Genomic DNA, 13,563 nt, shown 5'->3' with positions numbered 1-13,563 from the left:
TCAAAACTGTTTTAAATAGCTTATTTTGGCAATCACATGGTCTTCGGTGCGTTTGAGGTTGGTGATAGTATCAAACCCTCGGTGATTAAATACTACATAAATATAAGAAAGAGGCTGGTATTCCCACGAGAGCCTAATGTTGTAGTTTTGGGAGTTATTTTCTGAATTTTTTTGGTAAAAACCTATCAGTTGTAAGCGGGGATTGAGTGCAAAACGCCCTTCTACACTGTACAAATCTACGTTGGTAGTGGTTTGATTTTCTCCTACTTTATCAAAATGATTACGGTTAAATCGCCCAGTAATAGACAAATGAGGAAGTGGGGCAAATTGTAGTTTTGCATCAAGGTTATTGAGTTTACCATCAAAATAACTGCCCCAATTATAGTCGGCACTGAAATTTAGAATCTTAGATTGGTCGGTGCCGATATAAATTTGATGACGCACATAGTGGTAATCACCAAGCCCGATTTTAACTCCCAAGGGCTGGAAGGGCTCAGTGAGCCGCTGGAAAGTGGGATTGATAAGGTACCCAAAAAATCCCCCGCGCTGAAAGTTGAGCCAGATAGGGTTGATGTTGATTTGACGCTCGATAAGCTTTCCAGTAGATGCTTGATGGTAAAACTCAGTCATAAGCCCTGGCTCAAAGGCGCGAATGAGTTTTTTGAAAGGAAGCCACTTGCCTCGGTTATAAAAGAAAATTCCGGGAGTGGTACCAATCACATCAGTACGTGACACAAATCCCATTTCGGGATTAAAGTCTTTGGTCACGATTGATTGAGTCCACCAGATTTTGTATTGGTTTGTGGTATAGTAATACTGCGCAAAACCAGCGAATCCTTGCTGACCAGTGGAAGTGGTCGTAGAATGAACCAGCATGGTATTGAGTGAATGCGATTCACTGAGTCTGAAAAAACCGTCGATAGTACTGGTCATATTGGTACCATCGGGTCGATTTTTGAGCGTAAAAATTCCCCCGATTCGGTTTTGTTTGCCGAAATTTTCAGAAAAACGTCCCACAAAAAAATGAGTAGCTGGCGTATCTCCCACGCCTCTTTGTCGCATCAGCAAAGCACCATAATTTCGTTTGAGGGAGCGATACACAAACCTTCCGCCAAAGTCAATCGGGATAGGGTTGCCGCTGTCGTCGAGGCCGATACGACGACTAAAAAAAGGCTGAACCCGCATGTTACCGCCCGACAAATCATCATTAGGCCCCACACCCGCGCCAAAGAGGGAAGCGTTTTCTAAGAAAAACTGACGTCTTTCTGGAAAAAAGACCGAAAACCGCGTAACATTGTTGACTTGCCGGTCGGCGTCGGCTTGGGCAAAATCTGTATTGGCCGTCAAATCTAACACCGTATTGGGGTTAATCGCCCATTTGAGTTCACCTCCGAGTTTATAATTGGTGTCTTTGGGCTTTATGCTGGGGTCAAAATTGCGATAATGGTCGTAGGAAGCCAGCAAATAAGGTTGAACTCTGATGTTGGGTTTGGGTGGGGGAGGTTGCAAGTTTTTCAAAATACCTGCATACTCCATCCGCATGGCCGAAAACGAACGCGGATAAGGCGATAAGGAAGATTGCTCATTGGTCAAGCGACGACTTCGGAATACATTGAAACCCCAATCCTGAACGGTAGAGGTCGTTTTGGGATAGCGTAAGGTAGACCACGGAATCGCGATTTCGGCCACCCAACCCGAATCTGAGCGGGAAGTTCGCACGCGCCAAAGGCCATCCCAATCAATATCATAAAAGAGATCATCAAACGACAACAAATCGCGCTGCACTCCGTACGGGTTGGTGATAAGCGCCATGGCGTTGCGCTTATCATTGAAACCGTCGAAAACCAAACCTGCAAAATCATGTTGACGCGAGTTGAAATCACGCTTAAAATCCGTCGCTCGCAGGGCTTTTTTGCCTAGACTATCACGAGAAAAAATGGCAAAATAGAGATATTGTCGATTGTAAAGGGCTTTTACTTCGGTATGCTGCGTAGGTTCTTTTCCTTGAAAAGGTTCGATTTGGGTAAAGGAAGGAGAAGCGAAACTGCCTTGCCACTCTGCCTCTGACAAGTGTCCGTCTAGGCGTAAAGAAGTGGAGATTTGCCGTGCTTCAATGGTTCTTTTGGCCGAATCAGGTTTGAAAATTTCGGCGTCTTGCGCCCACAAAAAATTAGGATAGAGAATCAACAAAGAAAGTAAAAAACGAATCATATAAATGGCTGTCTATCAATAAGTGGTGCAAATTTATAAAAATAATCAAAGACCACAGGTGACAAACAGTAGAAGATTATGAGGGGGGATAAATGGTGTGCTAAAATTTGGTTAGATAAAAATCCCTTAACCAGTCTTATATGACTTGAAGGCGTCAGTCGGAGCGTAGCCAAAGTGTTTTTTAAAGGCAAACGAAAAATGCGAGAGGTTTTCAAACCCCGTTTCGTAACAGGCTTCAAGCGGCTTTAATTTTCGTTCGGCAATTTGAAAATGGGCCAATTCTAGTCGTTTTTGCGTGAGCCATTTTTGGGGAGTAGTGTTGAACGCTCGCTTAAAATCGCGTTTGAAAGTCGTTAAACTTCTGCCTGTGAGGTAGCCAAATTTCTCAATGGGCATGTTGAACATGTAGTTTTTTTCCATAAAACCAATCAAATCGACTTTATACGGGTCGTCAAAATTGGCGAGTATGCTATCTACTTCTGGGTCAAGGGTTCTTAAAATACTGATGGCTTCGGTCAGTTTCAACGACGCCAGATAGTCGGGAAAGGGCTCTTTCATCTCAAAGTAAGGAATCAATGACGCCAGACAGCTTTCCAACAAAGGATGATGCGTAAAACTGCGAATTTTGGGGACGGCCGTTATTTTGGTTTTTACGTCAATGTGTTTGTAAAAATCCCTTAGAATTTGAGTAGTCAAAAGCATCACAACCGTTTTGTGGGGCAAGCCGTCTTTGGGGTAGTTGATAATGGTGGCGGGTTTATTTCTCGGAATGAGAAAAATATCTCCCGTTTGAAAGCGATGTGTGGCTTCGGCCTGCACAATCTTGGTTTCTCCCGAAATAAACCACACCAGCATGTGTTGGTCAAAGACAATTTCAGACTTAAAAAATTTGTCCTCGTAACACGAGAGTTTTATTTCGGGGGTTAAATGTTTCGATACGTGTTCCATTGCTCGATTGGGTTTATGCGCTTACTAATTCAAAGAGTGTGATTTCGGGAGGCATCCCGACTCGCCCAGGAAAGCCTAAATACCCAAATCCACGATTGACATACAACTGCTGATTGCCCTTTTGGTATAAACCTCCCCACTGTTTGTATTGCCACTGGGCGGGCGAATAGGTCTTATCGCCAATCGTTACACCCAATTGCAGCCCATGCGTATGGCCGCTAAACATGACATCAATATCGGGGTATTGGGTGTTTACTTCCATGTCCCAGTGGGTAGGGTCGTGGCTCAGTAAGAGCTTGACCGAAGCCTCTTCTGTGCCTACAATTGCGCGTTGTAAGTTACCATTATTTGGGAAAATTGACTCGTTGGCCGAAATGTTTTCTACTCCAATGATGGCTAACTTTTCACCCCCTAGCTGGATGGTTCGACGGTCGTCTGTTAGCAAGTCGTAGCCAAGTACTTTATGAGCTTTCTTGACGTCGTCTAGGTTTTGTTTTTTGGCTTGAGGGCTTGACCAGCCAGCATAAGCTCCGTAGTCATGGTTGCCAAGCGTGCTGTAAACACCCAGCGGGGCTTTTATTTTATCAAAGAGATGTACATAATCGTTTACTTCCGTGGCGCGGTCGTTTACTAAATCCCCCGTAAAAAATACCATATCGGGCTTTTCTTTGAGCAGTAGCTCTATGCCTCCTTTTACAGCGATTTTGTTAAAAAAAGACCCTGAATGAATGTCTGAGATTTGCCCTATCGTCATGCCTTCAAACGACCGAGGCAGGTTTTTGATGGCTAATTTTACCCGACGAACACGGTAGTCGTGCGCCCCTGACAAAATACCCCACGTCAGGGCTGCGGCAGGAACGGAGGCCGCAACCAAGGCTGTCTTCATCAAAAACTCCGAACGAGTGATTGTGTCAGGACTTTCGGAGAGTGCCTGTGGCAGTTCATTGTTTGGGAAGAACTGCCCTTTTGCCCAAGTAAAAAAACGAGCGGTATCTCCTAAAAAAATGAGGGTAACGGATAGCAGTTTGGAACCATAAACGGCAAACAAACTGAATAAAATCGCGGTTCGCAAGCGGCGTCCCAAGGCGTCGGGAGGGGCAAAATTATAGAGCCATAAACCGAAAATAATGATTGCAGTAAGGCTCCAAAAAGCCCATTTAACAAACTGCTGTACTTGGGCTGTGTTGTGTTGAAAAACTATTTTTACGGCTTGCCATACGTACCAATCAATGAGTAGTAATAGGCAGGTAAGAATAGGGATAACGATGTATTTGCTGGCAGTCATGGTTAAAAATCAGGAATTTGGGTGTATGTATTTATCCATATAATTACTGTACGCTGTCAGCAAAAATGCCCAGGCTTCTTTACTTATTTCTAAAGTGGGGAAAATCACTTCAAAAGCATGGTAGCAACCTTCAAATAACCTGAAAGTGACGGGGATATTCGCCTTTTTCAGGTTTTCGACATAAGCAATGGTTTCGTCTCGGAATGGTTCTAAGTCTCCAACAAACGTAATGGTTGGTGGTAGTTTAGAAAAAATAGTGGCTCTGGCGGGTGCGGCATAGACAGGAATTTCCTTGTGTTGTACATGAAGGTCTCGCAAATATGCTGTCCAGCCCATTTTGTTGGAATGGGAATTCCACCCCGCAGAGTTGTTATCTTTGGCTGATTCAGAATTCTGCCTGTCGTCTAGCATGGGATAAATAGGAATCTGAAACGCGATTTTTACGTCTTGGGTATCAGTGGCTTTTAGCGTAACAGCCGTAGCAATTCCTCCTCCTGCACTATGCCCTGCCACAATCAATTTGTCAGGAATAATGCCCAAAGCATTGGCGTTTTCATTCATCCACAGTAGCGTATCATAGCAGTCATTGAAGGCTGCTGGATAGGGGGCATCAAATGCCTTGCGATAATCGGGCGCTACAATGACACACGGTTTGGCATGTATGTAGTTTTTGATTATGGCTAAATAATCTTCAGGATTGCCCAGTACCAGCCCACCTCCGTGGATGTAAAGCATACCTGGGAGGGCCGTGTGGTGATTTAAAGGCTTAAAGAGTCTTACCCGTATTTTTGGGCCGCCGTTCCTACTTGGGATATAATGTTCTTCTCCTTGAAGTCCTTCTATATTTTTACCCTTTGACCTAGCACTGTTTGCATTCAATAAGCGAACCCCAACGCGGTTCATTAGCAATCGCGAAGATAATTTCATAACTGCATAATTAGATTGCAGTTCTTTATGGTGCATTTCTTTCGTTACTCGCATGGTTGTATTAATTTGTGGTGATTAAATCTTTTAAACCGTTAGGGAAAAATGCTTCTACAAACGAGATAGTGTTCAGAAACTCCTTGTGACAAATAATCTTGCCGTCTTTGGAAGTGATGTGCCCCATGTATAATTGTTTGTAGCTCCTTCCATTTGCCAAAACAGCCTCGCTCTCATATTCGGCAATGGCCTCAGTAGGTGTTTCCATCAGAATTTTGATACTTGTAAAATGGAAATTAGGGGCATTTTGCAATAGTCCTTGCATGGTAGCTTCTATGGCGGTTGCCCCCATGATTTTTGACGGCATTCCTAACGATGCTATATAAGGGGCATCGATGTATCCGTTTTCAGCGAAAAAAGAAGCTGTAGCCTTGGGGTTGCCTAAGCCAACACTTTCTAAATAGCCTTTCAATAAGTCGGAGGCTGATTTTAACTCTTGATTCTCCATGACTGTATCGTCGATTTGAAATTTAATGCCTGTTAACGTCTCGCTTAATTCCCAAAGGCGTTTGGCATTGGTCTCGTCTAATGAGTAATGCTGAACGCCGCTGGGCATGGATGGCTCATGTGATACATGGGCAATGTCTGCATCTTCGCAATACACGCCACCAATATCGTTGAGCATCGGACTGGTAGCGCACCAAACCGTGGTGGCGGCTCCTTGGGGAATGGTCTTTAGCGAGGCGACTATTTCGGGAAATAAATTTCCTTCTGCATCGCAAAAACCCATTTGTTGAAACAACTCTATGGGGGCTTCTCTGCCCAATTCTGTGCCATGGATAGAGCCTGGGTGGAGGGAGTATGCACGTACCTTAGACGATTTGCCACGATGATCTAACTCAAGGGCAAAAAGATTACTGGCCGTTTTGGATTGACCATAGCCTTGGAGGGTTTCATAATCGCGGTGGAGAAAATTGGGGTCATCAAAGTGAAAGGGGGCAAACCGATGTCCGTCGGACGATACATTGATGACCCTTGCCCCACGGGCGGCTACCAGCGCAGGCCATAGCCTTGCCGTAAGCTGAAACTGCGCCAGATAATTGGTCGCTAGTTGAGATTCAACACCCCGACTGTCTCTGCGAAGTGGCACCCACATAATACCTGCATTGTGGATGAGTAGATGAAGGGGGCGACCCGACGCGACGAATTTTTTGGCAAAAGCATCAATGGACTCAGGGTCTATCAAATCCATTGTTTCTAATTCGACATGGGGGATGCCTGCTAAATTTCGTTTTGCCTTTGTTACGTCTCTTGCGGGTACGATGACAGTGGCACCTGCGGCAGCGAGTGTTTTGACCGTTTCTAAGCCGATGCCCGTGTTTCCCCCCGTCACAATGGCAATTTTTCCCGTAAGGTCAATTCCTTTGATGACATCATTGGTTGTAGATGCGGCGTCAAATCCTGAACCTATCGGTTTCTGTAACGCTCCTTGATAATTGTTGTGTCCCATTTTTTTGTTGTTTTTGTTGGGACAAAGGTAGGGCAGTGATTTTTGGGAGACTTTGTTTAAAAGACCGAATATGCTTTGTTTAAAAGGCCGTTGTAGAGGCAGTGTACGGATTAAAGTAGGTGCTAGTTACTTGGGGAGAAAGAAACGAATATCTAAAGAAAACATTTTGAGGCGTATTTTTAGAATCGGTCTCGAAAGTGCTTGGGCAATGTTCCGTACTTTCTTTTAAAGGCAGCCGTAAAATGTTGGGCATTTTTGTAACCTATCAAGGAGGCTATTTCTGCAATGGTATCAAATTGTCCTGCCAAAATCATTTCTTTTGCCTGTTCCATACGTATATCTGTGATGTATCCAAATATAGTATTGCCAAATATTTCCTTAAATCCTGCTTGTAACTTGGTACGATTCAAACCTACCATTTTGGCAAGTTCTTCGATAGAATAGGGTTGTTCGAGTCGCTCCAATAGTAACTCTTTCGCCTCATAAAATTTATCTAAATCCCTTTGTTTTAGGGTGTTTTTAGGAGGATTTTCGAGTGTTTGTATTTGAGCGATTTGTAAACAAAGAAGCTCAATGACTTTGGCTTCTACAAATATTCTTTTCAAGCTACCGATATACTGGCAATGGGCAAGCTCCGATAAAATATGATTCATAAGAGGAGTGACAGGGTAGCTTTTATGGCCCAAAATGGCGGGGCGGTTAGTTTCGATACTGTTACCAAAATATCCGAGCTGCTCCAAATCTCCATTAAAAAGACGGCGTAAAAAATCCAATGACAATTCGATTTCAACGCTTTTGGCTTGACTTGTTTTCAGGTATGAGAGTTTGCCATTCAAAAAAGGATAAAATAGCAGTGAATGATGCCCATATCCAATGGTTGTTTCAGGTTCAAAGCATGCACTAGGTTGATAAATACATCCTGTACTGGTAAGTTCAAAGTGCATTTGGAGATAAGGAAAATCGCTTTCTAGCTCATACGTAAAAGTATCACCATGGCTTGCAATATCAAAAAAAGAGGCAGCTACCCCATCAATATAGATACGGAGCGCTTTAGATTGTATCCTATATGCTCCTTCGTAAAGAAATTCTGTTTGTATTTCGGTCAAACCCACTGGATTACTGACGGTATATCCGTTGTCGTAAGTGCGTACGTGGTTGTGCTCTTTTATATCATCAGAGCGAAATATGATTTTCATCCTAAACTATGTTTTTGGCGGCATTAATACTGCATCATGCGGTACTCTTACTGCAATTGTATCTTTTAATTTTGTGCCTTTGTTAAGAATTAGTCTTAATAAACAAAATTACAAAAATAATGATAGTACGCATACTCTTTTTGGGAATGCTTCTTGTTTCGTACGGAGTATACGCTCAGTCCAAAGGAAAAATTTGGGAAGGAAAAATAAAAGATGCAAACGGGGAGTCTTTACCAGGGGCGATTATTAGAATTGACAAAATAAAAAAATATGCAGTGGCTGATAGCAGCGGGCGGTTTTTAATAGGACCACTTTCTGAAGGCCGGTATCTTTTGGAAGTATCTCACATTGGTTATAAGCCATTGGTTCAAGAAGTGACATTAAAGGAACCACTTTTTGAAATCGTGCTAACATTGCAGCAAGTGGAAGGATTGCTATCGGAAGTAAAGGTGATGGGCAAATCTGAAACTCAACAAGCCAAGCTTCAGCCGATTAAGGCCGAGATTATCAATACCAAAGTAGTTCAGGAGCAACCGGCTACGTTGGTGGAGCTGATGAATCGTTCGGCAGGCATTAGAATCAGACAAACAGGTGGGCTTGGATCAGATGCGGGTCTGATGATGAATGGATTCCAAGGAAGAGCTATTAAGAATTTCAAAGACGGCATTCCAATGGATTACTTAGGGGCCGCTTATAATATTGCATTGGTACCTGTCAATATGTTGGAGAGGGTAGAGGTATATAAAGGCGTTCTGCCGACGAGTTTGGGAGCAGATGCTTTGGGAGGAGCTGTCAATATGGTCACTAAAAAAGCACTCTACCGCTATGCAGATGTATCGTATGAGGTAGCATCTTTTAATACGCATCGCTTGTCGCTCAATGCTCTCTATACCGATACGACGCGTAAGTTTTTTGTAGGTGCAGATGCCTTTGTCAATAGTTCGGACAATAACTACAACGTGAGAGTCAATGTGATTGACCAAGAAACGGCCACTCAGAGACCAGCTATGGTACGCCTTTTTCACAACCATTTTACCAATTATTATACAGAAGTGTATGGCGGTATTAGCAATGTGGGTTGGGCTGATGAGCTTCGTGTGGGTATTACGGGCTTTTATATCCACCGCCAAAATCAGTATGGAGCAAGTATGTCGCAGCCTTTTGGGGCGTCGGTCAGTCGCCAATATTCAATCATTCCAACCTTACGATTTCGTAAGAGGCTAGGTGCGGTAAATATCGACCAATTTTTGACAGTGAGTACTATACACACCCAACAGACCGATACCACCAAAGGAACGTATGATTGGTATGGTAATTTTATCCCGAGTCCTTCGCGCTTAGGGGAAATTTCGGTAAGGGGATCATTGGCTGATATTGATTTCTCGTATTTTACCTCACGTACGCATGTGTCCTACGATTTTCAAGAAAACCATACCTTGGAATTTAATATGATTTCGGCCAAATCAGGTCGTGTTGGTCAAGATACCTTAGCGTTGCGTTCGAAGAGTGGGAGAGACTTGCTTACGGTTCCGGCTCATTACTACAAGTTTATAGCAGCAGTAGGATTAGCATCAAAAGATATATTCAGTCGATTCTCCAATCACTTGATTGCTAAGGTTTTTTATTATAAAACCAATGCCTTGGATGCCGATTGGGTGGGTAATGAATTTCCTCGTTCGTTTGTTTCGACACGTTGGGGTATAGCAGAGGCTCTCAAAATGGATTTGAATAAGGGAGCATTTTTACGCTTTTCGGCCGAAGCGGCCACACGCTTACCCGAGCAAGATGAGTTGTTTGGGGACGGAAATTTTCACTTATCTAATTTTGAGTTGCGTCCTGAGCGAAGCACTAATCTCAATTTGGGTTTTCGGACCGATAAGCCCGGAAATTATAGTGTAGAAATTAATGCATTTTATCGCCTCACCCGAGATTTAATTTTAAAGGTACCAGTCAATATCTTTTTTACCCAAAATCAGAATGTAAATAATGTAAAAGGGTGGGGGATAGAAGCAGATGCCATGCTTCCCCTAACACACTGGCTGAAAGTCAATGCTAATTTTACGTATCAGGATTTTCGCCTTTTTGATACAGGAAATCGCGTTTTGGAGGGGTCGCGCCTTCGCAATACACCTTATTTCTTTGCCAATGTTGGTATCAATACTTCTTTTCAAGACGTATTCTTAAGTCAAGACAAACTACAGCTTTATTACTTCTACACCTTTGTGAGGGAGTATTATTTGGACTATGTCCCAAAATCGCTTGAACCAAGCGGGGTGTTGGGACTATGGGGCAAAGCCCAATTTGACGCTCCCAATATTATCCCAAATCAGCACATTCATGTAATAGGAGTTACATACCGACCCAAAATCAGCCGCCTGACTCTTGGTTTTCAAATCAAGAACCTCTTCGACACGGCACAGTATGACCATTTTCGAGTTCAAAATGCGGGCCGTAGCCTACATCTGAAGTTAAATTATACACTCAAGTAACCGTTAAGTTTTATGAAAAATACCACCTTAAAAATTTTCGCTTCTTTGCTAGTAATTATACTACTAGGCAGCTGTTCTGAATCATCAACTTCAGACCCTACACCTACCGAAACCGGTAAATATGTGCTGATGACTGATGTAGTGCAATTTCAAGCTCCCGGGTATTTGACTGCCTTTGGCAGTATGCCTTCTGGAACTATCACAGATATAGCTCCAAAATCATTGCAAATCAAATCGGCTTTTGGTTTTCGGACATTTGGTAAATGGCTCTTTTTGAGGCAAAATGTGGCAGGAGATGCTGGCCTTCAAAAATATACAGTTTCGGACGAGGGGGCACTCAAAGATGAAGGGTTTATTGTGGGAGCTTCTCAATTTTTGGTAGTAAGCGAAACTGCGGGCTATTATCTGGATGAAACCCGTGGAACGCTTAAACTGCAAAAATTTAACCCAACTACTATGCAACGTACGGGGGAGATAGACCTATCTTCACTTCAAAAAACAGGCGTTGAATATCAGGCAATTGGTAAGCATACCTTAGCTTCAAAAGAAGGGAAATTGTACGCAGGTATCTCTTATGGCACTAAAGCAGCGGCTGGATACGGGGATGATCTGTACGATTATGTGGAGTTGGCAGTAATCGACATGGCTACCGATAAGCTGGAAAAAACAATCAAGTACGACGGTGTGAAAGGCATCGGGTGGGGGTCGTCTGCCAATAAAATGTGGACGTTGGGAGACGACGGGGCGTTGTACCTTTATAGTACAGGGCTTGGTACAGGATTTGCCAAGTCTGCCGTGATACGTATTAAGAAAGGTGAGACGGATTTTGACCGCAATTGGATATTTAAGGCTACTGATATTCAGGCGGGAAGCTCAATTTGTACCAGTGTGATAAAAGAAGGTAAAATGTACGTTGAAATTCCTTCTACGCCTTTGTTGGCTGATTTTTCTAACCTGACTTCTATCATTTTCGATTACTACGTCATTGATTTGGCAACGGGGCAAAAAACAAAAATTGGCGGTATGCCACAGCACCATTATGCTTATTGCAACGAGCAGGCTATTACAGAAATCGACGGAAAAATCTATTTCTGGGTGCGCAACAAAGAACAAAAAGTGGACGGGTATTATGTGCTGGAAGGGACAGCGGCTAAGCAGGTCTTCAATGTCAATCATGATGGGTTTAGTTGGGGATTTGCTAAGTTACAATAGCCGTTGGGTTACTTCCTTTTGTAAGCCTATCATGTTTAGAAAAGGAAGTATGGTTTTTACGTATCTCATTTTTTATTTTAACATCACTTCTTATGAGTACCACCAAACAAGTTAAAGTATGGTTTCAGGTTCATAAATGGACGAGCCTGATTTGCACGGCTTTTCTGCTGATGTTGTGCCTTACTGGCCTACCCCTGATTTTTCACGAAGAAATCGAAGAATTGGAGGGAAAACCTAAGTTGGCAAAGCAAGCTCGGGAGGGTACTCCTAAGACGAGCCTTGATAAAATGGCAGAGGTGGTACTGAAAGCATACCCTCAAAAAGTAATTCGATACGTTTTTTGGGATGAACACGAACCCAACACCACTACATTTAGTTTGTCAGATTCGTTGTCTGCTCCACCAGATAATTTTAAAAATATCATTCTAGACGATCACACCGCCGAGATTCTCGACGAACCCAAAATTCAAGAAGGGTTTATGTATATCATGCTACAGTTGCATATCGATATGTTTATGGGGATTGGCGGTAAGCTTTTTCTGGGTATTATGGGGCTGCTGTTTGTGGCGGCGATTGTATCAGGTGTGATGCTGTATGGTCCTATCATGAAACGTTTTGATTTTGGCACGGTGCGTACCGAAAAATCGTCTCGTCTAAAATGGTTAGATTTGCATAATTTGTTAGGAATCGTGACCCTAACTTGGGCCACCATAGTGGGTTTTACAGGAGTGATTAATACCCTCTCAGAGATTGTGTTGGGACTGTGGCAAATGGGGCAATTGGCCGAGATGACGGCTCCGTATAAAAATGTAGCTCCCCTCAAAGGTAGGTTAAGCTCTTTAGATGAAGCAATGCAAACAACTCAAAAGGCAGCTCTCGAAATGGAACCCCAAATTATCGCTTTTCCAGGTACTATATTTAGTAGTAAGCATCACTATGCAGTTTTTGTTCATGGTAACACCCCCCTTACAAAACGCCTCATCAAACCAGCACTCATTGATGCCCAAACTGGAAAACTGACCGATATGCGTGATATGCCTTGGTATGTTAATACCTTGTTTCTTTCGCAACCCCTACATTTCGGTGATTATGGTGGACTACCTTTGAAAATCATATGGGCTCTATTTGATATTATTACCATTGTTGTTTTGGGAAGCGGTCTTTACTTGTGGTTTGCTCGCAACAAAGCTATCAAAGCACAATTGAAAAGGATAGAAAAGAGCCAACAGCGCCCCACTCAGCAGTTGGAAGAATCAGAAATTTTAACACTTACAGCGCAAAAAGAAATCTCTCATGAATAATTCATTTTGGCATATTTGGAAGCATCCTGTTTTGTTGGGAACCCTAAGTTTAGGAGGGCTTATTTCCGCGTTGGTAGGCGACTTTCTTTGGGATGTGATGTCGTGGATTGCTTTGAGCATTCCACTGGTTGTTATTGGAAAATATACTTCACCTGTAGCACTAAAAAAACATAATCAGGGAAATTAACTGTAAGCTTATTATTTTGAATCCCACACAGTACCTGCATTGTGTGGGATTTGTTTTTTGGCATTTATTTGGAATAATTATAAATAACGACTTTCTTTGTAAATCATCTTAACTAAGCCACTACTCTCAAAAGACGTAATACGTGGGTGATTATTAAACAATTCCTATCGGTTGTGAGAGTGTAAGATGATTTCATCTATCAATAGTAGTCGAGTTTGTTGTATAGGGAATTCATGCCAAATCAAGGGGTTTAGCAGAGAATTGTTGCATCAGAGCGATAGAAGGCTAGTTCTGAATCATTTC

Annotated in this window: 10 protein-coding genes; 4 read left to right on the top strand and 6 right to left on the bottom strand. The window is 42.8% G+C overall.

The window, feature by feature from the left end:
* The 6 genes from P1X15_RS24000 to P1X15_RS23975 all read right to left on the bottom strand — a co-directional run bounded on the left by P1X15_RS24000 (position 1) and on the right by P1X15_RS23975 (position 8,071).
* Positions 1 to 2,211: a carbohydrate binding family 9 domain-containing protein gene (locus tag P1X15_RS24000; RefSeq protein ID WP_277340676.1), complete on the bottom strand. Its 2,211-nt coding sequence runs from the start codon at positions 2,209 to 2,211 to the stop codon at positions 1 to 3.
* A gap of 126 nt (positions 2,212 to 2,337) precedes the next feature.
* Entirely contained in the window at positions 2,338 to 3,159 is an 822-nt protein-coding gene (locus P1X15_RS23995) for an AraC family transcriptional regulator (protein WP_277340675.1), read from the bottom strand.
* 13 nt (positions 3,160 to 3,172) lie between these two features.
* Positions 3,173 to 4,444 carry a metallophosphoesterase gene (locus P1X15_RS23990; protein WP_277340674.1) on the bottom strand — a complete coding sequence of 424 codons (1,272 nt, stop codon included), beginning with the start codon at positions 4,442 to 4,444 and terminating at the stop codon, positions 3,173 to 3,175.
* A gap of 9 nt (positions 4,445 to 4,453) precedes the next feature.
* On the bottom strand, positions 4,454 to 5,425 hold the full coding sequence (locus P1X15_RS23985; RefSeq protein ID WP_277340673.1) for an alpha/beta hydrolase: 972 nt from the start codon (positions 5,423 to 5,425) through the stop codon (positions 4,454 to 4,456).
* A gap of 7 nt (positions 5,426 to 5,432) precedes the next feature.
* Entirely contained in the window at positions 5,433 to 6,875 is a 1,443-nt protein-coding gene (locus P1X15_RS23980) for an SDR family NAD(P)-dependent oxidoreductase (RefSeq protein WP_277340672.1), read from the bottom strand.
* Positions 6,876 to 7,054: 179 nt separating this feature from the next.
* A complete protein-coding gene (locus P1X15_RS23975) occupies positions 7,055 to 8,071 on the bottom strand; it encodes an AraC family transcriptional regulator (protein WP_277340671.1) in 1,017 nt (338 codons plus the stop codon).
* A 119-nt stretch (positions 8,072 to 8,190) separates the two neighbouring features.
* Between P1X15_RS23975 and P1X15_RS23970 the strand changes: the two genes are divergently transcribed.
* From P1X15_RS23970 to P1X15_RS23955, 4 genes are all read left to right on the top strand, one after another.
* The gene (locus P1X15_RS23970) at positions 8,191 to 10,560 is read left to right on the top strand and encodes a carboxypeptidase-like regulatory domain-containing protein (protein ID WP_277340670.1); all 2,370 of its coding nucleotides are present in this window, start codon (positions 8,191 to 8,193) and stop codon (positions 10,558 to 10,560) included.
* A gap of 12 nt (positions 10,561 to 10,572) precedes the next feature.
* A complete protein-coding gene (locus tag P1X15_RS23965) occupies positions 10,573 to 11,772 on the top strand; it encodes a hypothetical protein (RefSeq protein ID WP_277340669.1) in 1,200 nt (399 codons plus the stop codon).
* A 92-nt stretch (positions 11,773 to 11,864) separates the two neighbouring features.
* Positions 11,865 to 13,073, top strand: a complete 1,209-nt coding sequence (locus tag P1X15_RS23960) for a PepSY domain-containing protein (RefSeq protein ID WP_277340668.1) — start codon at positions 11,865 to 11,867, stop codon at positions 13,071 to 13,073.
* Entirely contained in the window at positions 13,066 to 13,260 is a 195-nt protein-coding gene (locus tag P1X15_RS23955; protein ID WP_277340667.1) for a hypothetical protein, read from the top strand. Before P1X15_RS23960 ends, P1X15_RS23955 begins: the two co-directional genes overlap by 8 nt.
* Positions 13,261 to 13,563 lie beyond the last annotated feature (303 nt).

The sequence above is a fragment of the Runella sp. MFBS21 genome, from assembly GCF_029433105.1.
Classification (GTDB): Bacteria; Bacteroidota; Bacteroidia; order Cytophagales; family Spirosomataceae; genus Runella.
The sequence above is the reverse complement of the archived record's forward strand: the minus strand, read 5'-3'. Positions and strand labels throughout refer to the sequence as shown.